Raw genomic sequence first — 25569 nt, forward strand, 5'->3', positions numbered from 1 at the left:
CATAGACATCCGCAGGCCGACAAGAACGTCCGTGACCAGATGCGCTTGGTTCATTCCGCCCTACGCCAAGGCCGCTATGACGCCTTTTTCTTTCTGCCCCTGCTGGGCGCGGGAGGCGGTGGCGGTGGCGGTGCGCTATTCGCCTTTCGATTCATCTGGCCCAGTCCGAGTTCCTTGGCCAGGCGCGCGCGGGTAGCTGAATAGTTCGGCGCAACCATGGGATAGTCGCTGGGCAGGCCCCACTTCTCCCGATACTGCTCGGGCGTCATTTCATAGGTCGTCCGCAGATGCCGGGTCAGCGATTTGAACTTGCGCCCGTCTTCCAGACTGATCAGATAATCCGGGGTGACGGATTTCTTGATCGGAACGGCGGGCTTTGGCGGGGTAACCGCCTCGACCGACCTTGGATTGTTCAGATCCGTTAGTCCTTTGTGCACCGAATGGATCAGATCCGCGAGGGATGCGGTGGCAACCTGGTTGTTGGAAACATAGGCAGAGACGATGTCGACTGTCAGGTCGACCAGACTTGCGTCGTCCTCAGACATATTCAGTCACCTTCTTGTTTTTTGTGGTGATGTCGAAGTGAGTGCTGTTTTTCTTTATGAACGCAGCATTGTGGACCCGTTCGCTGCGCTGGCTCAGATTCTCCGGCAAATTCCAGTAACTGTAAAGATCATCCTCGGGGATGATCATGGCTGCCTGTGCACTATTTCGAGCCTTTTCGGATTCTGTTTCGATCGCTCGTGCCCTCTGTGCAAATCACTATAAAAATAAGTGATTAGAGAACATTCGATCTACATGCACCTGTTGGAACACCGGCCAGTTCCCTTAAAACAAGACGAGCCGCACACATCCGTCCGCCGAGGCTTGGGCCCGAGGACGTCTCAGCCAACCAGAAAATTTCATCGTGACGATCTCGCACAAGGGTGCGACGTCGCGCCATTGACCGCGATAGATGCTGGTGTCGATGCCGCAGTCCATGAATAGGCCTGTTCGCTGCTCGAACCCGATGCACGTTCCCAAGGTCAGACGCTCGACGCATGGACGACCGGAATAGCGAAACGAGGCCGAGCCTTGCGGCAGGATGAATACGTCATTGTCCGCGATTTCGGACGCAATATCGATCGCGGCGAACTCGAAGGATTTGAAGCCGCGACGATCACTCGAGGCTGCCACCTTCCCGAAGAGCGGGCTGACAATGGCCCAGTCGAACACGGCTGCCTCAAGTTGATCCTTCCACCCTTACCGAGGGTCGAGCAGGTCGGCGCAGATCCATCGTGCTTCCGGCAACAGCTTGCGGCCGATCTTGACGAGGCGTGGATTGATCTCGACGCAGACGGCAATGGAGGAGGATTGATCCTCGATCCCTCGACGAGCCTTCCCTTCGCCAGTTGTGCCATCACCTTAACTCGACGCCCGCAGACGCCTGGGCTTTCGAGCTCCAGCCGGGTCTGCCGGCCCAAGCTGATGGAGGCCAGGCGACGGAGCGGCTATCCGCAGCCCCGCTCGCAGTTACACTTCGGCGAAACCCCACATGGCTACAATCGGTCGTGTGTCGGCCGTCACCTTGCGGCTCACCTATTTGAATCGTTCCAGCGCCGTGACCGTTCTTCGCAATGTTTTCGTCAATGAATCGACATTCTGAATTGTATCCCGTACGGAAATCGGAGTAGGAATTTACCGTGAATATATGACTGTCTGAACAACCGTCAGAGGATCTGGAATTGTTCCGCTTTTGGAGAAAGTTTAGGTTACCAAAAGGGACCCCAGTAGAGGTCGAAAAGATTGAAGCGGGCGAGCAAGCTCTCTCAGAATTTCTAAAACATACACAGGAATTAATCTCTTTCTACGATGGAGAATTAAGACTTATCCAATTCGCAGCCCAGCTTGGGACTGTGCGCAATGGCAGTATGTCAATTGGTGCGAGCCTGTTTGATATCTATCCTGGCGTTGCTACGGGCGAAGCGCGGAAGGCAGTGGACAAGGTACTTGCTACCAGGGCTCCTATGATCCTCAATATTGCCACCGCGTCCAACCAAGGAATGGAAGCCTGGGCGTTTCCCGCCGCCGACGGGATCGGCCTGATCGAAGTGGCGAATTCTCCTGCAAGGCGCGCGGAGGCCGAGCACAACAGGCTGATGTATCAAGCCAATCATGACGTGTTGACCGGCCTCCAGAACCGGCAACGCCTCAGTGATCGGCTCAAGGAGATCTTGGCCGCGACCGACGGCCAGCATACGCGTTCGGCGCTGCTGCAGATCGATCTTGACGATTTTAAATCAGTCAACGACACCTTGGGACACGGCACGGGCGACGCCCTGCTCAAAATGGCTGCCGATCGGATACGAGGTGTGCTGCAGGAGGGCGATTCGGCTTTCCGCTACGCTGGCGATGAGTTTGCGATCATCCAGTTTGGCAAGGACCCGATCGAAGCCGAGAGTGTGGCACAAGCTCTCGTTGATGCTTTCAAGATACCCTTCATGATCAATGAAATACCGCTCTTCGTTGGCGCCAGCGTGGGCATCGCATTCGGCCCTCAGCATGGTACGCAGAGCGAGGAACTGATGAAGGCGGCTGATATCGCGCTTTATGCTGCCAAGGGAGAGGGGCGGGGTTGTGCGCGGACCTTCAATCGCTCGATGATGCTTTTGATCGAACAGCGAGAAAGCCTAAGACGCAGCCTTCGACTGGCGCTGGAGCGACGCGAACTTCTGCTTGAATACCAACCCCTACTCCGCTCATCGGGCAAGGTCGTCGGCTTTGAGGCGCTGGTGCGTTGGGATCACCCGGAAATCGGGCGGATAACGCCCAATGTGTTCATTCCTATCGCCGAAGCGGATGGATTGATGGATGAAATCGGCCGCTGGGTGCTCGAGGAAGCATGCAAACAAGCGATGACCTGGCCAGAAACTCTGAATGTCGCCGTCAACCTATCGCCCGCGCAGTTTCTCGGCGGGTCCATCACTGACATCGTGGCTCAGGTCATCGATAGTACCGGCATCAACGCAGACAGAATAGAACTGGAAATCACGGAGTCAGTGCTGCTGGAGGAGACCGTCGATAATTTGGACACCCTGAATACGCTGAACGTACTCGGTATCCGCATCTCCCTAGACGACTTCGGCACGCGATATTCGTCGCTCAACTATCTCAAGAATTTTCCCTTCGACTCATTGAAAATAGACCAGTACTTCATTCAAAATGTCGAAAAAGAGCATAAAAGCCAGACAATTGTACGGGCAATCATCGGCATGGCGCACGGTCTGGACATGATGGTGACAGCCGAAGGGGTGGAAACGGCCGTGCAAGCGCAATGGCTGATCAAGGAAGGGTGTGACGTCCTCCAGGGCCACCATCTCGGCCAGGCCATGAGTGCCGAGAGAGCACGGATATTCGCTTCCAAGGCCGGAGCCCCACGAAGACGTCGAGAGCGCGTCAACTGAATCGACACATTCCGCCAGGCATCGCAATAGCAGAGAGTAATATGGCGCCGAACGTCACGCACAACGATAGCTTGGATCATGATTTTCGTATCATGGTACAAATTGACATGGAAATGGAGGCGTTCAACTCCAATTGGACACATTGCGATTATATCGCCACCTTCTTAGCTCGGGTGATTAGCCATAATCGGCCAGACTCTGTACTATTTGCAAACTTGTTTTCATCTGCACTCAATGAGTTGCTGGAGATCACCTTCCGCAGCAACCATGTCGGGGGAACTTTCGTCTGCAAGATTTCGCGCCACGGCGATACCGAAAGGGTCGAGCTCACCTTCACCTGTAGCGAAGATGAACGTGATTTCTTCAAGCAGGCGGTGATCCGCCTTCGAGGCAGTCACGCTGAAGCCAACTACATGGACTCGTTGTCGAACGCCGCCGACCTGAGCCGTGACATGCTCCTGGTCGAATTAGCCATCAGCTACAACGCTGCGGTGACCCTAACCACGGTTGGCGACAACACCATAACGCTCTCTGTCGATCTGCCACTTGGAGGCTTGACACATTGAGCGCGATCACCTTCGCCTACGATGTACGCTTCAATGCGCAATTCGACCTTAGCAATCAGGAATACTCGCTTTCTGGCACATTGCGTCCCCAGTCCTTGAACGAGATGGCGTCAAGCTTGGCGTTGCTGCGGGATTCGATCAACCGTGTGAGTGGCGTGTTCTATCTCAACGTACGGCGGCTTGCGCAGATGAACAACCTGGCATTCCATGCGTTCGCACGTGAGATGCTGGACGCCAGCCGGGCGAGGCCGGACATGCAGTTTGTTATCGTGACCTCCAGCGTGGTCGGATGGACAACTGAGAAGTTCGGCCGCCTGAGTCGGATCGAACCGGCCATCAAAGTCCAGGAGTATGACGCCAGCTTCTATCCAGGTCAGAGCTTTCTCGAAGAAGGCGGCTTCATTCCGGTTTTGCGCACCCAAACTAAGATGACATGGCGGCACGAACGCAACATCTTGCCTCGCCACGGCATGCGGGCTGGGGTCTACATGGCGGATATCTGTTGCGGGATCGGCGATTTCGCTGCACTCGTTCAAAAGGAATTCACACCCGCGCGAATTGTCGCCCTCGACCACTCGCGCTCCAGTCTTGCCTATGCACGTCGGGTGGCGTCGGAGTTCAAGATCAGTGGGATCGAGTATATTTACGGCGATGCCTCGGAGATGCTGCTCGAAGACAATCAATTCGATCTCGTCACCTGTCGCCACTCGTTGCAGATATTCGATCGCCCTGCGCTGATCCTCAAGGAAATGTACAGAATCTGTAAGCCCGGCGGCCGCGTATATGTAACCAATGAGAAGATCTCGCAATGCTTGGGAGAACCTCGCGGCGAGTCCATTCAATGGACATATAACGAACTGTCCAAACTCTTCGGCCATTTCAACATGGATCTCGAACTGGGTCCCAAGAGCCGGCATTATCTGATGGATGCCGGTTTTGATGATATTCGTGCAGAATCCTTCATGGTCACCAATCTCGATGGTGACCCGCAGGATTTCGCCGATATCGTCCAGGCGTGGGAGGATACATTCGCGGGAGAAATGTCCCAGAAACGCGGCGACGATCCCGAGTTCATCAAGCAGTTTCGCAAAGGCTTTCAGGACCATATCTTCGCAGCATTGCATCCGAAGGGATACGCTGGCTGGCCGATCTGGGTTGCGTCGGGACGAAAGCCGCTATGAGTGCGAAAGGCGGAAATTCGTCGCGGTTTGGCTTGCGCTCGTTCCGAGCGAAGTTTGTACTGGTTGTCGGTGGCGCAGTCCTGTTCGATCTGTTGATCAGTGGCGGCCTTGCTCTTTGGAACGTGAACCGACTTTCGGTGGATGCCACCCAGCAAGTCGGTCTCGGCCTGACGAAGGCAACCGGCGAATACCTGCACAACTACATCGAGACCACTGCCGAACGGACCGATCTTCTGCTCGATCAGGTCCATACGGAGGTGAATATTCTTGCTGGCTCGACGCAGGCCCTGATCGATCATCCCCAAATCGCGGCCACGGTGGGGGAGGCAATCGAGCGCGATCCGACGTTCTCCACTCCGCTTACCTACAATCCATCGAGTAATTGGTGGCAAAATGGAGCTGGTGACCCGTCAGCGGTGACGGTTTGGGGGTACCTCCTCAATGCGACCAAAAACCTGCCGCCAGACGTTGCAAAAGTCGTACGCGACAGCACGGCTTTCAACATTTTCGGTCCCGCAGTCCAGGCTAACGGCACACGAAAGCTGCAAGTCTACTATATCGGCCCAAAGAGCGCTCCCATTTTGCGTTCAACCCCCTATACTGACCAAGGCACCACGTTCGATCGCGTCTATCCGGGCCATAACGCAACGAATTGGTGGGACTTCTTTTTTCCTCAACTTTACGAGGATTGGCAGCGGTGGCTCAAGGATCCCGCGAGCAAGCCGGTCGACGAGAAAATCACGACGCTTTCGCCCTATAAGGACGGAGTCACGGGCAAGCTGATCGTCAGTTTCTTCGAACCCGTATGGACCAAGGACCGCAAGGACCTCGCCGGCGTCGTTGGTGCTGACCTTACATTGGATCAGATGGCAGACATCGTGCAAAGCGTGAAGATTGCAGACACCGGGTTTGCATTCCTCGCTATGTCCAATGGGAATGTACTCGCCGTCACGCCCGAGGGTGAGAAAACACTGGGCATCGGCAATTCGAGCCCGACGGTGTTCGACCGGTCACTGCGCAAAAGCACCGACGCTGCAGTCGCGGCGCTACCACTCGATCAGAACAACGATGGCGTCATACAGACCATTTCGCTCGACCGGAACGGCGAAAAGGTCAACTACATCGTCGTCCTCAAAAAACTCAGACCGACGAACATGTGGAGTGCCGGCCCGATAACCAAGGAAACAATGACGGTCGGCATCGTCGTTCCCGAGCACGAGATATACGCCACCTTGATTGCCGCTCAGGATAGTATTTCCAAGGCGACAAACCGTATTCTTCTTTATCAACTCGCAGCAATTTTCGTTGCGTTATGCATTGTATTTGCAGCGGTATTCGGTCTGTCGAAACGCATCACGGCTGGCCTCAGCGCCTTGGCCGGAGCGGCGCGTAAGCTGCAGGCCAAGGATTATTCTGTTCGGGTCCACATTCCGACCAAGGATGAGGTCGGCGAGGTCGGGGTGGCATTCAATCGAATGGCCGAGGAGATAAGCTACCATACCGAGAACCTGGAGAAGCTCGTCGAGGATCGCACGCGCGATCTCGAGAGCGCTAACCTGGAAATTTCATCGCTTAACGAACAGCTGCGCAGCGAAAATTTGCGGCTCGGTGCCGAACTCGACGTGGCCCGCCAGATCCAGAAAATGGTGCTCCCCAAAGAGCGCGAACTAGCCGCAATGCCAGGGGTAGAGATCGCAGCCTACATGCGCCCCGCGGACGAGGTGGGGGGCGACTATTACGACGTATTGCGGGACGGCAAGAAGCTTAAGGTGGGCATCGGTGACGTCACCGGCCACGGCTTGGAGAGCGGCGTTCTAATGCTGATGGTGCAGTCGGTAGCGCGTGCGCTCCAAGAAACCGGCGAGAATAATCCCGCCCAGTTCCTTGATCGACTCAACCGAGCAATATTCAAAAATCTCGAGCGAACCAATTCGGACAAGCATCTGTCGCTCTCATTTCTAGACTATGAGGATGGTAAGCTCACGCTTTCGGGCCAGCACGAGGAAGTCGTGGTGGTGCGTGCAGGCGGTGGAGTTGAGCGTATCGATACCATTGATCTGGGATTTCCGATTGGACTCGAAAAGGACATTTCGCCTTTTGTCGCCACCCGCAACATAGCTTTCGCAAGCGGTGACGTGGTGGTGCTACATACCGATGGTGTGACCGAGGCCGAAGGTGGGAAGGGCGAACTGTTCGGCTTGGATCGTCTTGTCGAGAGCGCACGTCAGCGTCATGGCTCGAGCGCTGAGGAAATAAAGAACGGGATTATTCAAGATCTGATGGACTACATTGGAACCAGTAAGATCCACGACGACATAACGCTCGTCGTTATTAGGCACAGGTAACATCATGACCACTTTGTACGGATCGAAAGACATTGTGATCGGTATGAACGAACGCGTGAGCCGCGTGAGCCTATTCGACGGTCCCCTCGACCTGCGATGGCACCATTGCGCAACGACATCGGATTTCATCGCCGACATATTCGCCCTGCCATTCCGAACTTCACGCAACGACTATCGCGCGGTCCGGCACAATATCGGGTACCTGGTAAACGAGTTGATCGAGAATGCGGTCAAGTTCCATGAGCCCGGCGAAATCAGAGTCGAGGCGGCGATGGATACCGATGCCTTTAAAGTGAAGGTTTCCAATGTTGTCAGCGCCAACGCGGCCACCTCATTCCAGGCCCTGCTCGCTGAAATTACTGTTGGTGACCCTGGTGACCTGCTCATCGAGCGCATCGAAGCCAACGCTGCAGATCCAGAGACTTCCGGATCGGGTCTTGGATTGCTGACCTTGATGAATGACTATGGCGCTCGCCTGGCCTGGATTTTCAACCCCGTTGAAGATGGCAGCCGGGTGCATGTAGGAACATTCGCCACCCTTCCCGTCACTCATTTTTAACAGTGAACCATGAAGCCAAATATTGAGATCACGACTGACGAATATCGAGTCTGGGCCGAAGACAATGTCATCCATTTCGACGGCACGATGCGCCTGTCGGGAACGGATGCTTATGCTCCGATCATGACACTCATGACTGACATCCTGACGGCCGCGCCGCCGACGATTGTCCTCGACCTGACCGATCTCGAGTTCCTCAATTCTTCAGGAATTAACTTGTTGGCAAAGTTTACAATCGAGGTGCGCAAGCACCCAGACGTGACGCTCGTCGTGCGCGGCAGTTCCGAGATTCCCTGGCAGAGCAAGTCCCTACCCAATCTCAAGAAGCTCCACCAGGCGATCTCCCTGCAGATCGATTGACCCGTTCGGCCAAGGCAGGCGATGGTAGTAAGCGTCGGCTTCAAGATCTGGATTGCTTAGCAAGAGATCTCTGCAAGGCAGCCTTCAAATCGAATAGAGATCATCTTGTTCTTCCATAGAAATTCTACTTGAAAGACGTGGTTCATGGCTCTGGGTGACACATTGCAGCGAAGAAAATGTGTCACACTTGTCCCCATTTCGATGATCTACTTGTGACAATGATGCTGACCGCGTATTGTTTGGTCGGCATGGTTAAAGGCGCAGAACTCGACAGGTGCAGCCAGCTGGATGCCTGCCGTGCTGCCGACCGAAGGCGATGCCATCGACACCGCCACGCCCAATGCCGTCATACTGGGAGTTACAGGCGCCGGCACCTTTGACAGGTGGGCTACCGGGTAAACTCGGTGCCAGGAAATGGACACTCAAACATCGTCGCCTCCATTCGCTCCGACGTGGAGAAACGGCCATGGCCTCGCACCATTTTTCTCGCACTCGCCATCAACATCCGTTCGGCGACTGGCTCGGATGATCAACTGGGAACAAGGATCCGCGAAGCGTTGGGAACTGTCGCCAATACAACAGGGCCCCTCCTATCTTCCATGGAGACCATCGAAGCACTAAAGCGTTTTGCGATTTGGTTGAACCACCAAGAATCGCAAAGTCGCGTCGAATCAAAGAGTTAGAGTAAAAAAGCGTTCACGCCTGAACGCGCTTTGCTCTAAGCAACAGGCAGGCCGGCAGGCGTGCCGAGCCCGACACGATTGTCAGATCGGACCGGACAACCTATCGTGCATCGTCACCAAGAGCCGCCGGGGCCGATCGTGGATCCAGCAGACAGAACCATTCACTGCCCCATCCACGGACGGCAGCAGGCGGCCTTTGTCTGCCAGCACATCGTCCAGGGTGCCCAACGTGGCTATCGTGTCGGCTTCTGGTTCGGCGACGATCCGGTGAATCCCAGATCCGATGCCTGGTGCGATGCCTGCGAGACCGGTCTGGCCAAGGCCGACTATGTCTGGGGCGATGAAAAGGAAGCGCAGGCGGGCGTCACCGTCATCTGCGGCCTCTGCTACGATTCCGCCCGGAACTTTCACCTCGGCGAGCCTCGGCGCCAACAGGTGTGGCTGCAGGAAACACCCGTCCAATCCCTGCCGGCTTACAGCCGGCTGCGCAGCTCGGCCAAATCGGCGGCGAAGCAGATGTCCCGGCCGCGATTGGCTTCGCGGACGAAATCGCGTAGGGCGTCGCTCTCGGCAACCCAGGCCGAGATGTCGCCGATCACGGCAAGACGCAGGCGGTAATTGACGAACTTCTGCACCACGGCGCCGGCGAGCCGCGTGCGCAGACGGAAGAAGTCGTCGACAAGCCGGGCGACAGGGATCGCCACCATCGTCGCTTCCTGCTCCCAGGCCTTGCCGAGAAAACCGTTGATATCGCCTTCGCCGGCGAGTTTCTTACCGTCCTCGGCGCAGATGAGCACCCGGATGCCCCGGATCTCCTCGACTCTGTCGCTCATGACTATTCTCCTAAGCGGCCCGTCGCAGCGGCATGTGCCGGTGGCTCCGACCTCAGACGATCTCGTAGATGTGATACTGGTCGCCCGTCGCCTGCGGAAAGTCTCGGCGCCGGAAGGCGGGCGGCACGCTGCCGTCGACCAGAGCGATGTCGACATTGGAGATGTAGAAGCCGCCCTTCGCCATCAAGCCGGGCAGATAGGCGATGATGTCGGCCACGATCGGCACGGCGCCCTGCCTGTCCTTGAGGCCGAGGTCGGAATGGGCGAGCGCCGCCTTGCGCGGCAGGCGCGCCGCGGCAGTGCGGATCGTATCGGCGATGTCGCCGAGGAAGAGCAGTTCATCCGCCGGGCGCACGAAGACATTGGGGCTTACCCGGTTCTCAAAGGCATAGATGTCCCGATCGGGAAAGTTCTGGCGCAGATGGTCATAGGTCCGGCCATGGCCAAGGCCGAATTCGAGCACCGGCCCCTCGATCCCCCGGACGAGTTCGACGGCAAGGTCGAGGCAATTGCGCTGGGCCGTCATGCGATTGATGAAATTATCGAGGTAGCTCATTATCCATTTCACATCATTGCAGAAATCCCGGCCGGCCATTCGGGCCGCCGTCCCGGCGGGCGCCGGGAGCCGGCTCTCGGATGCAGCCTCCGGACCGGATATGCCGATCGTCATAAGCCACCGGCCCCGAGCGAGGCAAGCGATCCTGCGGGCTCCACGACGCCGGGCGGCCTGACAGCCACCGCATGCGGGTCCCTCCGAATGTCCGTCAAATTTGCCGGTGTGCGCGAACACAGCGTACCGGCTAAGTTGATTCTGCGAACGGCGCGGCAATCTCCGAACAGATCCCCTCCCTGCCGTGTTGTTCGCGTCTTTCCAGCTCGTCTCTCTCTCGTCTAACCTCCCAGCCCGCGCAAGCGGGCTTTTTCTTTTCCTGCCTGCATTGATAGGGGCGCCGGGCTGCACCAGCTTCCGTTCGGTTATCCGCGGGAATAGGGAATGCCGATCTCGGCCCGTTCCAGCAGCCACTCCCAGTGGCCGCGGGCATAGCCGCGCGAGACGTCGGCAAGGAGCTTGGCCATCTCGGCTTCGATCGCAGCGATTTCGGACATGGCGTGGCTGTTGGCGACCAGCAGGACGCGCACGGCCATCCGCGCATCGCCGTCGCAATCGGCGATGACGCGCTCCACGCTCGCCTCCAGATCCTCCGGCAAAGCCTGTTCGGATTTGCTGGCTTGCGACGTCATTGACGGATCTCCCTGTTCAGAAAACTGGAACCAGCGGATATCGCGCTCCACCGGGACGATGCACGAATCCCACCCGGCCTGGTCTCTGCCGTTGCCGGCAAACCGCTGGAGGATTTCGGAATCGAGACCGGAAAATTAGGCGAGGGTGCCGTGGCTGTCGAGCTTTTTGTTCATGATATGTTCTAATATCGACAAAGCCGTCACGCCCTAGCCGACGCTCTCGGCAGCGCATTCGTGGCAACTCAAAAAATTTTCGCACGAAGCATGGAACCAAATCCCGGCCCACCGGTTCAGTCCCCAGTCGGATGCCTTGAGACCGTTCCTGGCATTCGAGCGGGCCCGCCCGCATGACTTCGAGCTGTTGACGCACTCGTAGTTTCCTCGGGCTCTGTGGCCCGACCCAACGACCCAACTGCCGGGTGCCCCCGCATCCGGCTTTTTCTTTGCACCGGCCGTATCGGCTTCAGTTGCGCAGCACCGCGCAACTGCCGCCGGCCCGGTGCAGCTTGTCGCAGATGAGGCTGGCCTCGCGCATGCTGCGTGCCGGCAGGCGAACGCGATAGAAGGCTCGCCGGCCGCGCCCGGCCATGCGCGTGCCGAGGATCAGCGTCTCCCGGCCCGCCAGGATGGCCGGGAAGCGCTTGACCGCCCGCTCATAGGAGGCGATGGCGATGGCCTTGGAGAAATTGCCGGAGAGCTGCACGCCGAAAGGCGCGTAGGGCCCCTCGATCAGGCGCGGCACCTCCTTGCGCACGGCCGTGACGACGGCGAGGCAATCGACTGGCTTGGCAGCGGGTTCCTCCCCGGCTTTGAGGCCGTCGCCGGAAACCCAATCGTCGACATTGCGATGGGTGATGAAATAGACATAGGCGCGCGTTTCCGAGGGCAGGTAGCGCCCACCCGCCAGCCAGTCGGAGAGGCGCTTGGGCCCGGCATTGTAGGCGGCCAGCGCCAGGCCCCAATTGCCGAACTGCTTCTTCAGGGCGGTAAGATAGGCGGCCGAGGCCGGTATCGCCTTTTCGGGATCGAAGGGATCGTCGAGTTGCCATTCGGCGGCCGTGCCCGGCATGAACTGGGCGATGCCCTGCGCGCCGGCACTGGAGACGACGTGCGGCCGGAAGCTGCTTTCGCGCCAGATCAGCCGCGTGAAGAGCTCGGGTGGAATGTCGTTGGCACGCGCCGAGGTCTCGATCAGGCGGCAGATCGCCTCGTCCAGGCTCTCCTGGCGGGCCTGAGCCTTCCCCGGCATGGCAAGGCAAACGAAAGCTGCCGACAGCAGCGCTGCTGCAATGAGATAACGAACGTTCACAGACAATGTCTCGCCGTTGGGGGCAAGCTAGCATTTAGGCGAAAACACTGCGGCGCTCCAGATGCCATGCGATGACCCATGACGCCGGGCCCGCCTTGCCAGGATCGCGTCGACTGGTGCAAACAGGACGCCCCGCCACTTGGAAGTTCCATCATGACTAGATGCCATTGGGTCGTCGCCGCTTTCGCCTGGTTCGCGGCCTCCGCCGGCACGGCCCTGGCCGCCTCCGACTTCGATCCCACGCCATTGCTGCCCGTGTCGATCGAGGATGCCGACCGCACCCGCCTGATGAACTTCGAGGCGACGCGCCGCAGCGCCATCGATGCGGTGCTCGGCTCCAATGCCCGCCACACCGCCGACGGCATGGCCCTGGAGGAGATCCTCGCCGGCGATCCCAGGCCGATCGCCAATACGCGCGAACTCGTCGGCACCTGGCGCTGCCGCAGCGCCCAGCTCGACGATGGCTCGAAGACCAATGACGGCAAGGGCAGCGTCTATACCTATCCCTATTTCAAATGCGCCATCAGCGAGCGCGGCGGCAAGCTCTTCTTCGCCAAGGTGAACGGCTCCCAGCGCGTCAGCGGCTTTCTCTATCGCGTCAGCAACACCCGTTTCGTCTTCCTCGGCGGCAATGCCAATGGCGACGATCCGCCGGTCGCCTATGGCGCCTCGCCCAAATCCGATGCGGTCGCCTATCTCTTCAAGGCCGGCCCGCGCAAGCTGCGCCTGGAACTGCCGCAAACCTGCTGCAGCACGCTCGAAATCCTCGAACTGGTGCGCTGAGCCTGCCGGGAAAGAAATGCCGGGTATGGAGTGCCGATAGAGCGGTGCACCCCCCTCATCCGCCTGCCGGCACCTTCTCCCCCAAGGGGAGAAGGGGATTGTTTTGAAGTCGCAGCACGAGCCAGTCGCCTTCTCCCCTTGCGGGTGTCGTCAACGCTCTTGAGTTGACTAGAGGTGCCCCGTAGGGGCGGATGAGGGGTCGTGATGCCCTATCCAGCCTTTCTCCGGTTTGTTCCGAATGACCTTGAGATGGGGGGTCGAAAACTCGCCCCCGGTTTCATGCCACCTTTGTAAAGGCCGTCCGATCCAGCGCTAGGAGATCGCCGATGCGCTCGATGGTGACGTCGGGCTTGGGCTCGATGGTGCTCATGTCGGCTTCCAGGGCATAGTGGCCCTGGCGCACGAAGATGGTGGTGAGCTTGTCGCCCATCACAGCCTTCATCTTGGCGAGCAGGCGCGGCTTGTCGTCGACCATGGCGTAATGCTCGGCCGGGTAGTGGCGCTGCACCGAATCCAGCATCTGCTCCTTGTGCAGATAGATCATCACCCGCCCTTCCACCGCGTCCCACAGGCCGGCGCGCTGCACCTTGCGCGGCTGGAACACGATGTCGCCATCCGAGAGCACGGCGGGAGCGCTGAACGTCTTGAGATAGGCGATCGCCTCCAGGGCCTTGGGGAAGACGCGCTCGGCGAAGGGATATTCCAGCAGGAATTTCGACATCTGCAGGAGGTCGGGATCATCGTCCAGCCCGGCGCGGAAGAGCTGGAGCGCAGCGAGATAGTCGGCATAGCCGTATTCGTCGCGGATCTTGCCGTAGATCGCCCAGTAGCGTGCGCGCTGGTCGGCGCCGAAGGCTTCCTCGATATGGTCGCCGAGGTCCTCGCCGAAGCGGTCATTGTCGAGCAGCGTGTTGTCGACGTCGAGAAGGACGACGAGCTTGCGGTCAGGGGACACGGCGAACTCCTGTGAGGTTAGGCGAACGGCGGACGTGGCACGGAACGAACCGCGTCAGCGCCCCATCCGGTTCCAGGCGTCGAGGCCGGCGATCTTGTAGGCCTCGGCGAGGGTGGGATAGTTGAAGGTGTTCTCGATGAAATAATCGATCGTGCCTTTGAGGTTGAGCACGGCCTGGCCGATATGGATCAGTTCGGTCGCCCCCTCGCCCAGGATGTGCACGCCGAGGAGGCGGCGGGTCTTGGTCGAGAAGATCATCTTCATGATGCCGCTGTCGAGCCCCATGATGTGGCCGCGCGAGGTCTCGCGCATGCGGGCGATGCCGACCTCGTAGGGAATGCCCTTCTGGCGCACTTCCTCCTCGGTCAGGCCGGTGGTGGAGATCTCCGGCACCGAATAGATGCCATAGGGGAAATATTCGGGCGGCGGCGGTGGATCGAGGCCGAAGGCGTGGCAGGCGGCCACCCGCCCCTGCTCCATCGAGGTGGAGGCCAGGCTGGGAAAGCCGATGACATCGCCGGCGGCATAGATGTGCGGAACTTCGGTCTGCAGGGTGGCGGGCGTGACGCCGATGCGGCCGCGGTGATCGGTCTTCAGGCCAGCGGCATCGAGGTTGAGCCGATCCGTATTGCCGACGCGCCCGGCCGCGAACATCAGCATCTCGGAGGAGACCTTGCGCCCATCGCCCAGCTTGGTGACGACGCGGCTCTCCTCGCGCTCGATCGAGACGACCGGCGAGCCCAGGCGCAGCGAGACGTTGCGATCGCGCAATTCATGCATGAATTCCTCGATCAGCTCCTTGTCGATGAAATCGAGGAAGCTCGAACGCGGCTCGATCAGCGTGACGGCGACGTCGAGAGCGCTGAAGATGGTGGCATATTCCACGCCGATCACCCCTGCGCCGATCACGGTGAGGCTGCGCGGCAGCCGGGGCAGCTCGATGATCTCGTCGCTGTCGAAGACATTGTCCGAATTGAACGGCACGTAATCGGGGCGGAAGGGCCGCGTGCCGCAGGCAATCAGGATGTAGTTCGCCGTTACCGTGCTCTTGGTTCCGGTCTCGGTGGTGATCTCGATTTCGTGCGGGCCGAGAAAGCGCGCCTCGCCGCGGGCCGTGCGCACGGTGTTGCGGCTGAACTGGTGCTCCAGCACCTCGACCTCGTGGTCGAGCGTCTTCTGCAGGCGGACCATCAGATCGGTGGCGCCGATATCCTGCTTGACCCGATAGGCCCGGCCATAGAAGCCACGCTCGCGCCAGCCCGAAAGATTGAGCACCGTCTCGCGCAGCGTCTTGGAGGGAATCGTTCCGGTATGCACCGACACGCCGCCGACGCGCCGCCCCTTCTCCACCACCAGGACCGACTTGCCAAGCTTGGCCGATTGTACGGCGGCACGCCGGCCGGACGGGCCCGAACCGATGACGAGCATGTCATAATCATACATGGAGGGAAGTCTCTAGGCCGTTGGAACAAGGTGTCGAAAGGCGGGAAATGCCCCGCAGCATCGTCATGCTGCATGACAGCATGAATGCACATAGGGCTGCCGTCTGCCAAGAGACAAGAAAAAATGCCACGGCACTGTCGAACCATCTGCCATGCTGCCGGCAGAATGAAGCACATTTGCCTTCGCCGCGAAGCGGCCGCCGCATTCAGGCGCAAGGATCCCTCCCCGACTTCGGGGAGGGTGACCGAGCGTAGCGAGGTCGAGTGGGGTAGAGTGGTGCGACCTCCCCATTTTCTGACCTGTTGCTCCACTCTCCCCCTTCCGTCGCTGCGCTCAATACTGAATTCGTCAGATGTGCGACTGCGACAGCCGCTTCGCGCAGAACGTCCGTCGCGCCCTACCCTGCCCGCCGGCCCGGCAGCACATCCGCGACCGCCGTCGACCATCCGCTATCCGTGTGCTTGGCCCAATAGGCCTCGAGCAGCGCCCTTGTGACCGGCCCCATGCGCCCCTCGCCGACGGCGGCGGCATTGATCCGCGTCACCGGCATGATGCCGCCGGCCGTCGAGGTGATGAAGACCTCGTCGGCTGCCAGCGCCTCGGCCGCCGCCACGACCCGCTCCTCCAGGGGAAAGCCGAACTCGGCGGCAAGTTCGATGGCGCTTTGGCGGGTGACGCCGCGCAGCACGCCGCGATCCGGCGTGGCGATCCGGCCCTGGCGCACGGTGAAGATGTTGAAGCCGGGGCCTTCGGCAAGATTGCCCCCGGCATCCGTCAGCACGGCACTCTGGGCGCCGCGGTCATAGGCGTCGTAAAGGCCCATGACGAAATCCAGCCAGTGATAGTTCTTGACGGTGGGATCGACCGAATCCGGCGGGATGCGGCGGATGTCGGACAGCACGATCGAAAGCCCGGCCTCGCGCTGTTCGGGCTTGAGGATCCAGCCGAAGGGAATGGCAAAGCAGATCAACTGGTTACGGGCCTCGCGAAGATCGCGCGAGAAGGTCGGCGAGGTGCCGCGCGTCAGCACCATCTCGACATAGGCATCCTCCAAACCGGAGCGGGCGACGCATTCGGCGAGGATCCGGGCCAACTCGCCGGGCGAGACCGGTAAAGTGAGGCGTAGCCTGTCGGCCGAGCGCGCGAAGCGCTCGATATGGCTGTCGAGACGGAAGAAGCGGCCCTTCCAGACATGCACGACGTCATAGGTCGCATCCGAATGCAGGAAGCCCCAGTCGAGCACCGAGATCTTGGCTTCCGACATCGGCACGAAGGCGCCATCGATATAGGCTGTTCCGGCAGGATAGTTCATGCGACCCCACTCTTGTCCCTGCGATCTCTCATCGGAATCGAACATGCGCGATCTGCGCCCGGCCCTCGAAATAATTCAAGGCTGATGTCGCCCTCCGGTCGGCTCGTTCGTCGTCACGAGAGGAGGCCGGGACATTCGGCCAGGCAAGGGAACCGACACGATGACGATCACCATCACGGCATTTGAACGATCGCCCGACGGCGGCAAGGGACTGGCGCGCGATACCCGCGTGCGCTGGGCGCTCGAGGAAGTGGGCCAGCCTTACGAGGTTCGCCTGGTTTCGTTCGCTGAGATGAAGGCACCTGCCCATCTGGCCCTCCATCCCTTCGGCCAGATCCCCACCTATGAGGACGGTTCCCTGTCGCTGTTCGAGACAGGCTCGATCGTCTTTCACCTTGCCGAGCAGCATGCGGGCCTGCTGCCTGAGGATCCCAATGCCCGCGCGCGGGCGATCACCTGGATGTTCGCCGCGCTCAACACCGTCGAGCCGCCGATCCTCGACCTGACGACAGCAAGGATATTCGAAGCCGACAAGCCCTGGAGCGAGGAGCGCCTGCCGCTGGTCAAGGACCGCGTTCGCGCCCGGCTCGACCAGCTCTCGGCGCGCCTGGGCACTGCCGACTGGCTCGACGGGGCGTTCAGCGCCGGTGATCTGTTGATGGTATCCGTGCTGTTGCGCCTGAGAATGTCGGGCCTCCTGGACGAATATCAAAACCTGGCGGCCTATGTCGCTCGCGGCGAAGCCCGGCCCGCCTATGTCAGGGCCTTTGCCGCCCAATTTGCGGTCAACGCCCCATCAGACCGTTAAAACATACGCTCACAAAGTCCAGCCGACAGAATCTACGAGCTAGATGTTCTTAGCCAGGAACTCTTGACTGCAGAAAAGTTTCTGACCTCTGTGATCGTATGAGCCGCGATTCCAAAACCCAGGAAATCCTTGACCGCTACGCAGCAGGGGACAGGGATTTTCGAGATTTCGATCTCGATGATCGCTTCTACGATTTCAGCGATTCTGACCTTCGCGGTGCGATTTTCACTGGAAGTTTTATCCTCGCCAGCTTTAGGAACGCTGATCTCCGAGATGCGGACTTCACCGATTGCAATGTGAAAACATGCGACTTCTCGGGGGCAAGACTCGCCCATGCGACGTTCTCCGGATCGGCGCTGGATGCAGCGATTTTTGACGGAGCCGACTTAAACGGCGCCAGTTTCCAAGAAGCAAGCGCGCAGGGACACGTGTTCACAAAGGGGGAATTTCCGAGATAGCGGTCCCTACAGGTCGAAAAAGCTCAGATTTCTTCCGGTCTGGTTAGCGCCAAGGCGTGGCCACGAATGCGCCAGCCGAGCGTGAGCGGCGTTCCCGGCTCGAGTGTGATCGCCGTGCGCACGCCGGACTGGGCAATCGGATTGTCCGAGGCGGCGATCACAGATCCGAAATCGAACGCCGAGGCCACGGGCTCGACGCCGACGCACAGGTGGCGCCCGTTCCAGGGCACGAACTTGCGCCCGCGATTGCTCATCCATAGCAGGCAGGACGGCAGCTTCGTCGTGTCCCAGGAAAGATCCCAGGCAACCCGGTCGTGCTCGTCGACGAGATGCACGCCGCCCTCGATGCCGCAGAGTTGCAGGATGTCCTCGCGGTCATCGGCGAAGGGCAGCCTGTCGAAACGCTCGTGCCCGCCTGACTTGACCGCGACCTCGGCAAGTGTCGTGAACCGGCGATCCGGTTCGGCCCGCGCCGCCGGCTCCGCGACCGGATGGGTCAGGCCGAACCGATAGGGGCCGGGCTCGATGCGGAAGGATCCCGGCGCACCGCGCAGGGCGAAGTTGGGATGAAAGCCGAAGGGCCTGACACAACGGCGCCGAGCCCGGATCTCGACGCAGACCTCCAGCCCGGGCTGCCCGTCGATTGGCCGAATCGTGCGCGTGATCCGCTCGACCGGCGAGTCGCCGGGATAATCGAGGCCAAGCGTGATCGCATCCTGCGTGCGAGACACCAGCTTCCATTCGGCAGCCGCGCTGTAGCCATGCAGCAGGCGGTCGCTCGAGACCAGCGGATGGGCAGTCTCCGGCAGCGAGGCATCCACCAGCCTCCGCCAGGCGCCGACCAACGGATCATCGCCGCCATAGAGCCGCCCAAAGGGCAGGCAGGGCCAATCGCCGCGCAGATTCTCCAGGCCCGGCTCGACCATCTCGCCGGCCGTGATCCAAGGCGCCTCGTGGAAGGGTTCGACGAAGCGACCATCCTCGAGGCGAAAGCGCACGCGGCCCAGAGCGGCGGCGCCGTCATGCACCGTCACCTGACCGTGTGACCAGTCGAGCGAGAAGGATTGCGGCATGCGAATGTCCCGAATGTCTGAACGAAGGTGGCTCGACCCTTGTCATTGCCGGGTTCGACCCGGCAATCCAGTCTTGCGTTCGAAGCAGCGACGACCGGAGCGCTGGATGCCCGGGTCAAGCCCGGGCATGACAAAGGTCCTCCCCCTTCGCCGGTTCGGCTAGAACTTGAATTCCTCGACATTGGCCGGCGTGACGATCTTGGCGGGACCGAGGACCACCTCGCCCTTCTCGCCCACCGTGTAGTCGCCGAGGCGCCCGGCCTTGAACTTGTCGCCCGGCTTGCCGGCGATCTTGCACTGCGCCAGTTGCTGGGCGCCGTAATAGGTCAGGTAGCCGAGGTCCTTGACGTTCCACCAGATGTCCTGGACGGAGCCGTTCTGGATGTATTTCTTGATCAGGGTGGCAGGAGCGAGCCCCGTCAGCTTGACCTTGCCGAGGCTGCCCGCCTGGTCGAGGGCGCGCGCCGCCGCCGGCAGGCCGATGCCGGCCGGGATGATGATGCCCTTGAGGTTCGGGAAGGCCTGGACGAGCGCCAGGGCCTGCTGCTGATTGACCTGCTCGCTTTCCTGGCCATAGGCGATCTGCACCAGCTTCATCTTGGCGAATTTCGGCTCCTTCATCTTGTTCTTGATGAAGTCGATCCAGGCATTCTGGTTGGTCGCCGTCGGGGTCGAGGACAGGATGGCGAAATCCCCCTCATAGCCGATCATCTGGCCCATGCTCTCCAGCATCATCTCGGCCAGGCTGTCGCCCTTGGCCTGGTTGAAGAACAGCGAACGGGCGGCTTCCGAAACGTCGGAATCATAGGAGACGATCCTGACGCCCTGTTTGGCCGCGCGCTTGAGGGCGGGCGCCACGGCATTGGCGTCATTGCCGGAGATGGCGATGACGTCGACCTTCTGGGACACGAGATTGTTGATGAACTCGATCTGCGCTTCGGCTGTCGCCTGGGACGGCGCCTGCTGGATCACCTTGCCGCCGATCTCTTTCTGCGCCTCCTCCGCCCCGGTCCTGGCGACCTGGAAATAGGGATCGGTGTCGAGCTTGGGCAGGAAGCCGACGGTCACGGGTTCCTTCGCGCATTTCTCGGCTGCGAAAGCCGGGGCCGCCAGGGCGCCCAGCATGACGGCCGTGGTCAGGATCAGATGGGTTCTCGTCGCTTTTTTCATGGCTTGTCTCCTCCTTCACGCCTTTCTCGAGGTCGTTGTTGTCTACGCTTTCAGTCAGGTCGTTCGTTCCGGCCCTTTCGGCAGGCTGGCTGTCTTGAACTTCGCCTGGAGGCCGCCATAAAGGCGCTGGGCCGTGGTGCTGAGCAGCAGCGAGACGATCAGCAAGAGCCCGATCACCGTGCCCTGTGCATCGCCGCCGATCTGGCTCAGGCCCAGCACGTTGCGCAGCGTGGCGATCAGCACCAGCGCCAGGAACACGCCGGTGAGCTTGCCCTTGCCGCCGAAGACGCTGACGCCGCCGAGCAGCGCGATGGTGATCACGTCGAGCTCCAGGCCGATGGCATTGTCGGCCCGCGCATTGGCAAGGCGGGCAGTGAATACGATGGAGGCAATGGCGCAGATGAAGCCGCTGAGCACGAACAGGCCGAGGCGGATGCGCGCCACCCGCACGCCGGCATAGAGTGCCGCATCGGGGCTGCCGCCGATGGCATAGATGCGCCGGCCGATACTGCTCATCTGCAGGAGGATGGCGAAGACCGGCGCCAGCACGAGGAAGGGCACGATGGTCCAGGGGATCGGCGTATCGCCCAGCGTGTCGATGCCGAAATCGGTGAAGCTCTCGGGAAACTCGTTCACCGAGCCGGTACCGAGCAGGATGTAGCCGATGCCGCGGAACATCGCCATGGTGCCGAGGGTGACCACCAGCGAGGGCAGGCCGAGATAGGTCACCAGTACGCCGTTGAAGGCGCCTGCCAGGATGCCGGTCAGCAGTGCCAGCGCGATCGCCCCCTCCAGCGGCAGGCCCTCGCGGATCAGCACGCCGAACACCACGCTGCACAGGGCCAGGATGCTGGCAACCGACAGGTCGATCTCGCGGGCGATGATCAGGAGCACCATCGGCAGCACGATCAGCGCCCGCTCGGATGCGCCTGCAATGGCCTGAGAGATGTTGAAGACCGTGGCGAAGTTCGGCACGGCGAACACCGCATAGGCGAGCACCGCCACCGTCAACAGGGCCAGGAAGTTCTCCCAGCTGGCGATCCTTTCGATGAGGCTGGTCTTCATCGCGCCCTCCGTCCCTGATGGGTTCGCCGCCCGATGATGGTATCGACACCGATGGCGAGCAGGATGACGAGGCCATAGACCCCTTGCAGCCAGAGGGGATCGACGCGCACCAGCGTCAGTCCGTTCTGGATCACCAGCAAGGTGAGCGCCCCCAGGGCGACGCCGAGCACCGTTCCGGCCCCGCCCCTGATGGCGACGCCGCCCACCACCACCGAGGCTATCACGGTGAGTTCGAAGCCGAGCGCCACGCGGGCGTCGATGGTGGCATAGCGCGAGGCCCAAAGGGCGCCGTCGAAGCCGGCCAGCAGGCCTGCCAGCATGAAGGCCCCGAGCACTAGGGCCGTACGGCGGATGCCGATCAGGGCAGCGCCGTCCGGATTGGAGCCGATGGCATAGAGCTCCCGGCCGACAGGCCAGTGCCTCAAGATCAGTCCGATCACCACCAGGCAGGCAAGGGCGATGAGGATCACGGCTGGAATGCCGGCGATGCGGGCGCTGGTCATGTCGAGCCAGGCCTGCGGCACCTGGTCGGCGCTGATCTGGCGGCCGCCCGCCCACAGGCTGTTCAGGCCCCGGAAGACCGAAAGCGTCCCCAGGGTGACCACGATGGCCGGCACGCGCCCAAGGGTCACCACCAGCCCGTTGAGGGCACCGCAGGCCAGGCCGACCACACAGGCCACGCCGACGCCCAGAAGCACCGAGCTGTCCGGGTGGGCATGCATGAAGCTCGCCGCGCCATAGGCCGAGAGGCCGATCACCGAGGCCACCGATAGGTCGATGTTGCGCGTGAGCAGGACCAGCATCTGGGCCACGGCGACGATCATCAGCAGCGCCGCGTCCATGGCGATGGCTGTGAGGTTTTCCGGGCTGACCATGCGCGGATTGAGGAACATCACCGGCAGGACCACAGCGGCCATGGCACCAACCAGCCCGACCTCGCGCCGGCGCAGCAGCGCCTTGAGCCAGCCCGCCTTGGCCTCATCGGCCTTGGTGGCGTCATCCCGCGATGCCAGCGCCGGTTGCTTGTCCGCAATCACCCCGCCGGCATCCGTGGCCGCGCGTATGACCTTTTCCTGGTCGGCCTCCTCGCGGGTGAAGGCGCCGGCCATCCGGCCTTCGCGCAGCACCACGATGCGGTCGCACATGCTGACCAGTTCCGGCAGCTCCGAGGAGATCAGGATGATCGCCAGCCCCTGCTGGGCAAGTTCCGCGATCATGGTATGGACTTCGGACTTGCTCTCGACGTCGATGCCCTGGGTCGGCTCGTCGAGGATGAGCAGCCTGGGCTGGGTGGCGAGCCATTTCGACAGCACCACCTTCTGCTGATTGCCGCCCGAGAGTGTCTTCACAGGCTGGTCGAAGCTGCGGAATTTCAGCTTCAGGCGCTTGAGATGCGGCTCGACCAGGGCCAGCTCCTGCCGGCGCATCACCAGCCCGGCCATCGTGGCCTTCTCGATCACCGGCAGGGAGGCATTGTCGAGGATGGGAAAATCCATCACCAGGCTCTGGCCAAGCCGGTCTTCCGAGACATAGGCGATGCCGGCGGCCATGGCAGCAGGCGGATCGGCAAAGGCCACCGCCTTGCCCTCCATCTCGATGCGGCCCGCCGTCGGCCGGTCGATGCCGAACAGCACGCGGGCGATCTCGGTGCGCCCGCTGCCCACCAGCCCGCCGAGGCCGACGATCTCGCCGGCCCGGACATTGAAGGAGACATCCTCGAACGCCCCTTCGCGCGACAGGCCGGAGACGGAGAGCACCTCCTGGCCGGGTTTTGATTCCCATTGCGGATAGATGGCCTTGAGCGGCCGCCCGATCATCATCTGCACGGCCTGGTCGCGGTCGAGCTCGGCTGCCTGCGTCACGCCGATCAGGTGCCCGTCGCGCAGGACGGCGATGCGGTCGGCAATCCGGTAGATCTCCTCCATGCGATGGCCGACGAACATCATCGCCACCTGCCGGGCCTTGAGGTCGGCGACCACGGCGAAGAGCCGCTCGACCTCGCGCTGGGACAGGGCCGCGGTCGGCTCGTCCATGATCAGCACCTTGGCATTGACCGACAGGGCGCGGGCGATCTCAACCAACTGCTGCTCGGAGGTGCGCAGTTCCTTCAGCGTGTCCTCGGGCGAGCACTGCAGCCCGACCACATCGAGCAGCGCGCGCGCTTCCTCGCGCATGCGTTCATAGTCGATGCGTCCCAAGGCACGCTGCGGCATGTGGCCGACGAAGATGTTCTCGAACACCGTCAGGTCACCGAACAGGCCGGGATGCTGGTGCATCACCGCAATGCCGCGTCGCTGCGCTTCGAGGGGCGACCAATGCTCCACCGGATCGCCGCCGATGGTCACCGCACCCTCGTCCGGCCTGTAGACGCCGGCAAGCAGCTTGACGCAGGTGCTCTTGCCCGCACCGTTCTCGCCCAACAGGGCCAGCACCTCACCGGGCAGGAGATCGAAACTGGCGTGGGAAAGGGCGATCGTCCCTCCGAAGCGCTTGGAGGCGTTCACCAAGCCGGCGGCCGCGACGGAGGACGCGATCGAGGCTCCGAAATCCTCATCCGCCAGGCTGCTCTTCATGGCCTTGCCCGCCGGCGACGATGCGACCGAGATGCGCCCACCATCAACGTCCCCTCACCTTTAATTATTAAAGCAAATGGATATATCGATGACCCCAAACTGTCAAGCGCATGCCCCTCGCGCCTAAGCGGCCCCGATATAGGTTCTCAGGCTGGCACGCCCGATGCCCGGCGCCTTGGCCTTCACCAGCGTGGCACTGTCCGGCGCGAACATGGCATAGAGCGGCAGGATGGCTGCGCCGATCGCTGCGGCGCGCGGCCCCATGGTGCCGACCGCGATCTCGGGCGCGAACAGGCCTTCGGGTACGATCTCGCCGAAGCGACGCGACACCGCCTCGACCGTGCGCTGCAGGATGGCCGCCGGCAGGATGCCGTCGATCACGATGGCCGAGACATCGACCACGGCGATGGCACCGACGATGGCCTGAGCCAGGGCATCGGCACAGTCCTCGACCCACTCGCCGAGAAAGGGTTCGGCCTTCTCGCCGATTTCGTCGAGCTCGAGAGCCCGGCGGATCGGCACGCCGTTCTCGCGCAGATGATTGGTCAGCACATAGATCGACGCGCGGCGCAGCAGGATCTCGAAGGGTCCCTTCGGCGCCGGCACGCTCGACAGCAGCGAAGGCGTCACCGGATAGGGACCGAAAGCCGCCGAATTGCCGTTCGGGCCGGTCTCCAGATTGCCGTTGATGATCAGTCCACCACCGATGAAGGTGGAGATGAACAGATAGATGAAGTCCCGGACCTCCCGGCCCCGGCCATAGACCAGTTCGGCTGTCGCCGCGCCGGAGGCGTCGTTCTCGAAGAACAACGGCAGGTCGATGCTGTCAGCAAGGGCCTTGGCGAAATCGAAATCCTCCCAGGCCTGGGTGATCGAGGCCGGCATGCCCAGTTCCTTGGTCCAGCTATCCATGAAATAGGGCATCGCCACCCCGACGCCGACCACCCGGCTGCGCAAATCGGGCGTCAGGCCGGCCCGGAAGGTGCGGACATAGGCGGCCGCAAGTTCCGCCACCATCTGCGGCTCGGGATATTCGTATTCGCTGGTCTCCATGCGCAGGGTGCGGCCGGTGAAATCGACCAGCACCGCATCGAAGGCCCGCCGGCCGACATGCAGGCCGATCGAGAAGGCGCCGTCGGGCGCCGGCGCATAGAGGGTGGAAGGCTGGCCGACCTGTCCGGCGCGCTTGCCTTCATGGCGGACCAGCCCGACTTCCTCGAGGTGATCGACGATGACGGCCACGGCCTGGGGCGTGAGATTGGCGGAACGGGCGAGCTCTGCCTTGGAAGCCTGGCCAAGGCGCTGCAACGCCTCGAGCACCACACGCTCATTGTAGCGCCGCACCTGGACGGAATTGCTGCCCTTGCGGCTCGCGGGCGCGTTCGGCTGGGACATGATCGCCATCGTG

At 61.3% G+C, this 25569-nt stretch carries 23 protein-coding genes; 9 read left to right on the plus strand and 14 right to left on the minus strand.

Annotated features, from left to right (window positions below):
- Window positions 1-74: 74 nt before the first annotated feature.
- A complete protein-coding gene (locus tag ABXS05_RS17640) occupies window positions 75-545 on the minus strand; it encodes a Ros/MucR family transcriptional regulator (protein ID WP_367624838.1) in 471 nt (156 codons plus the stop codon).
- Window positions 546-828: 283 nt separating this feature from the next.
- On the minus strand, window positions 829-1215 hold the full coding sequence (locus ABXS05_RS17645) for a class I SAM-dependent methyltransferase (protein WP_367624839.1): 387 nt from the start codon (window positions 1213-1215) through the stop codon (window positions 829-831).
- Between the two features lie 509 nt (window positions 1216-1724).
- Between ABXS05_RS17645 and ABXS05_RS17650 the strand changes: the two genes are divergently transcribed.
- The 6 genes from ABXS05_RS17650 to ABXS05_RS17675 are packed head-to-tail and all read left to right on the plus strand — an operon-like array spanning window position 1725 to window position 8454.
- Window positions 1725-3443 (plus strand): putative bifunctional diguanylate cyclase/phosphodiesterase, encoded by a 1719-nt coding sequence (locus ABXS05_RS17650; protein ID WP_311937331.1) that lies wholly within the window; start codon window positions 1725-1727, stop codon window positions 3441-3443.
- 41 nt (window positions 3444-3484) lie between these two features.
- Complete coding sequence (locus ABXS05_RS17655; protein WP_311937334.1) at window positions 3485-4009, plus strand: ubiquinone biosynthesis methyltransferase UbiE; 525 nt, start codon at window positions 3485-3487, stop codon at window positions 4007-4009.
- A gap of 5 nt (window positions 4010-4014) precedes the next feature.
- Window positions 4015-5190, plus strand: a complete 1176-nt coding sequence (locus ABXS05_RS17660; protein ID WP_367624895.1) for a class I SAM-dependent methyltransferase — start codon at window positions 4015-4017, stop codon at window positions 5188-5190.
- Window positions 5187-7535: a SpoIIE family protein phosphatase gene (locus tag ABXS05_RS17665; protein WP_311937336.1), complete on the plus strand. Its 2349-nt coding sequence runs from the start codon at window positions 5187-5189 to the stop codon at window positions 7533-7535. Before ABXS05_RS17660 ends, ABXS05_RS17665 begins: the two co-directional genes overlap by 4 nt.
- Before the next feature lie 4 nt (window positions 7536-7539).
- Entirely contained in the window at window positions 7540-8094 is a 555-nt protein-coding gene (locus ABXS05_RS17670) for a slr1658 superfamily regulator (RefSeq protein WP_311937338.1), read from the plus strand.
- Window positions 8095-8115: 21 nt separating this feature from the next.
- Window positions 8116-8454 (plus strand): slr1659 superfamily regulator, encoded by a 339-nt coding sequence (locus tag ABXS05_RS17675; RefSeq protein ID WP_311937522.1) that lies wholly within the window; start codon window positions 8116-8118, stop codon window positions 8452-8454.
- Window positions 8455-9610: 1156 nt separating this feature from the next.
- Here ABXS05_RS17675 and ABXS05_RS17680 read toward each other — a convergent pair.
- The 4 genes from ABXS05_RS17680 to ABXS05_RS17695 form a co-directional block, all read right to left on the minus strand.
- Window positions 9611-9970, minus strand: a complete 360-nt coding sequence (locus ABXS05_RS17680) for a DUF4180 domain-containing protein (RefSeq protein WP_367624840.1) — start codon at window positions 9968-9970, stop codon at window positions 9611-9613.
- A gap of 52 nt (window positions 9971-10022) precedes the next feature.
- Window positions 10023-10526, minus strand: coding sequence for a class I SAM-dependent methyltransferase (locus tag ABXS05_RS17685; protein WP_311937346.1), 504 nt, complete (start codon window positions 10524-10526; stop codon window positions 10023-10025).
- Window positions 10527-10945: 419 nt separating this feature from the next.
- Entirely contained in the window at window positions 10946-11212 is a 267-nt protein-coding gene (locus ABXS05_RS17690; protein ID WP_367624841.1) for a hypothetical protein, read from the minus strand.
- Between the two features lie 463 nt (window positions 11213-11675).
- Window positions 11676-12521: a lytic transglycosylase domain-containing protein gene (locus tag ABXS05_RS17695; protein WP_367624842.1), complete on the minus strand. Its 846-nt coding sequence runs from the start codon at window positions 12519-12521 to the stop codon at window positions 11676-11678.
- Between the two features lie 153 nt (window positions 12522-12674).
- Here ABXS05_RS17695 and ABXS05_RS17700 point away from each other — a divergent pair, with 153 nt between their 5' ends.
- The gene (locus ABXS05_RS17700; RefSeq protein ID WP_367624843.1) at window positions 12675-13304 is read left to right on the plus strand and encodes a DUF4893 domain-containing protein; all 630 of its coding nucleotides are present in this window, start codon (window positions 12675-12677) and stop codon (window positions 13302-13304) included.
- 277 nt (window positions 13305-13581) lie between these two features.
- Here the strand turns inward: ABXS05_RS17700 and ABXS05_RS17705 are convergent, their stop codons facing one another.
- From ABXS05_RS17705 to ABXS05_RS17715, 3 genes are all read right to left on the minus strand, one after another.
- Window positions 13582-14259 (minus strand): HAD family hydrolase, encoded by a 678-nt coding sequence (locus ABXS05_RS17705; protein ID WP_367624844.1) that lies wholly within the window; start codon window positions 14257-14259, stop codon window positions 13582-13584.
- A gap of 54 nt (window positions 14260-14313) precedes the next feature.
- Complete coding sequence (gene sthA / locus ABXS05_RS17710) at window positions 14314-15702, minus strand: Si-specific NAD(P)(+) transhydrogenase (RefSeq protein ID WP_311937363.1); 1389 nt, start codon at window positions 15700-15702, stop codon at window positions 14314-14316.
- A 397-nt stretch (window positions 15703-16099) separates the two neighbouring features.
- Entirely contained in the window at window positions 16100-17014 is a 915-nt protein-coding gene (locus ABXS05_RS17715; RefSeq protein ID WP_367624845.1) for an aminotransferase class IV, read from the minus strand.
- A 160-nt stretch (window positions 17015-17174) separates the two neighbouring features.
- Here ABXS05_RS17715 and ABXS05_RS17720 point away from each other — a divergent pair, with 160 nt between their 5' ends.
- On the plus strand, window positions 17175-17822 hold the full coding sequence (locus ABXS05_RS17720; protein WP_367624846.1) for a glutathione S-transferase family protein: 648 nt from the start codon (window positions 17175-17177) through the stop codon (window positions 17820-17822).
- A 98-nt stretch (window positions 17823-17920) separates the two neighbouring features.
- Window positions 17921-18280, plus strand: coding sequence for a pentapeptide repeat-containing protein (locus ABXS05_RS17725; RefSeq protein ID WP_367624847.1), 360 nt, complete (start codon window positions 17921-17923; stop codon window positions 18278-18280).
- A 23-nt stretch (window positions 18281-18303) separates the two neighbouring features.
- Here ABXS05_RS17725 and ABXS05_RS17730 read toward each other — a convergent pair whose 3' ends face one another.
- The 5 genes from ABXS05_RS17730 to ABXS05_RS17750 form a co-directional block, all read right to left on the minus strand.
- The gene (locus tag ABXS05_RS17730; RefSeq protein ID WP_367624848.1) at window positions 18304-19353 is read right to left on the minus strand and encodes a hypothetical protein; all 1050 of its coding nucleotides are present in this window, start codon (window positions 19351-19353) and stop codon (window positions 18304-18306) included.
- Between the two features lie 159 nt (window positions 19354-19512).
- Window positions 19513-20523, minus strand: coding sequence for a rhamnose ABC transporter substrate-binding protein (locus tag ABXS05_RS17735; RefSeq protein ID WP_367624849.1), 1011 nt, complete (start codon window positions 20521-20523; stop codon window positions 19513-19515).
- 54 nt (window positions 20524-20577) lie between these two features.
- On the minus strand, window positions 20578-21588 hold the full coding sequence (locus ABXS05_RS17740) for an ABC transporter permease (RefSeq protein ID WP_367624850.1): 1011 nt from the start codon (window positions 21586-21588) through the stop codon (window positions 20578-20580).
- Window positions 21585-24161, minus strand: coding sequence for an ATP-binding cassette domain-containing protein (locus ABXS05_RS17745; protein ID WP_367624851.1), 2577 nt, complete (start codon window positions 24159-24161; stop codon window positions 21585-21587). The genes ABXS05_RS17740 and ABXS05_RS17745 overlap by 4 nt, the downstream gene beginning before the upstream one ends.
- 123 nt (window positions 24162-24284) lie before the next feature.
- Complete coding sequence (locus ABXS05_RS17750; protein ID WP_367624852.1) at window positions 24285-25556, minus strand: ROK family transcriptional regulator; 1272 nt, start codon at window positions 25554-25556, stop codon at window positions 24285-24287.
- Window positions 25557-25569 lie beyond the last annotated feature (13 nt).

The sequence above is a fragment of the Labrys neptuniae genome, from assembly GCF_040797145.1.
Classification (GTDB): Bacteria; Pseudomonadota; Alphaproteobacteria; order Rhizobiales; family Labraceae; genus Labrys; species Labrys neptuniae.

Coding starts and splice junctions, on each gene's coding strand:
- ABXS05_RS17750 (WP_367624852.1), bottom strand. CDS start 25,556: ATGTCCCAGCCGAACGCGCCCGCGAGCCGCAAGGGCAGCAATTCCGTC.
- ABXS05_RS17730 (WP_367624848.1), bottom strand. CDS start 19,353: ATGCCGCAATCCTTCTCGCTCGACTGGTCACACGGTCAGGTGACGGTG.
- ABXS05_RS17680 (WP_367624840.1), bottom strand. CDS start 9,970: ATGAGCGACAGAGTCGAGGAGATCCGGGGCATCCGGGTGCTCATCTGC.
- ABXS05_RS17665 (WP_311937336.1), top strand. CDS start 5,187: ATGAGTGCGAAAGGCGGAAATTCGTCGCGGTTTGGCTTGCGCTCGTTC.
- ABXS05_RS17655 (WP_311937334.1), top strand. CDS start 3,485: ATGGCGCCGAACGTCACGCACAACGATAGCTTGGATCATGATTTTCGT.
- ABXS05_RS17715 (WP_367624845.1), bottom strand. CDS start 17,014: ATGAACTATCCTGCCGGAACAGCCTATATCGATGGCGCCTTCGTGCCG.
- ABXS05_RS17725 (WP_367624847.1), top strand. CDS start 17,921: ATGAGCCGCGATTCCAAAACCCAGGAAATCCTTGACCGCTACGCAGCA.
- ABXS05_RS17745 (WP_367624851.1), bottom strand. CDS start 24,161: ATGAAGAGCAGCCTGGCGGATGAGGATTTCGGAGCCTCGATCGCGTCC.
- ABXS05_RS17740 (WP_367624850.1), bottom strand. CDS start 21,588: ATGAAGACCAGCCTCATCGAAAGGATCGCCAGCTGGGAGAACTTCCTG.
- ABXS05_RS17690 (WP_367624841.1), bottom strand. CDS start 11,212: ATGACGTCGCAAGCCAGCAAATCCGAACAGGCTTTGCCGGAGGATCTG.
- ABXS05_RS17640 (WP_367624838.1), bottom strand. CDS start 545: ATGTCTGAGGACGACGCAAGTCTGGTCGACCTGACAGTCGACATCGTC.
- ABXS05_RS17720 (WP_367624846.1), top strand. CDS start 17,175: ATGACGATCACCATCACGGCATTTGAACGATCGCCCGACGGCGGCAAG.
- ABXS05_RS17685 (WP_311937346.1), bottom strand. CDS start 10,526: ATGAGCTACCTCGATAATTTCATCAATCGCATGACGGCCCAGCGCAAT.
- ABXS05_RS17735 (WP_367624849.1), bottom strand. CDS start 20,523: ATGAAAAAAGCGACGAGAACCCATCTGATCCTGACCACGGCCGTCATG.
- ABXS05_RS17670 (WP_311937338.1), top strand. CDS start 7,540: ATGACCACTTTGTACGGATCGAAAGACATTGTGATCGGTATGAACGAA.
- ABXS05_RS17700 (WP_367624843.1), top strand. CDS start 12,675: ATGACTAGATGCCATTGGGTCGTCGCCGCTTTCGCCTGGTTCGCGGCC.
- sthA (WP_311937363.1), bottom strand. CDS start 15,702: ATGTATGATTATGACATGCTCGTCATCGGTTCGGGCCCGTCCGGCCGG.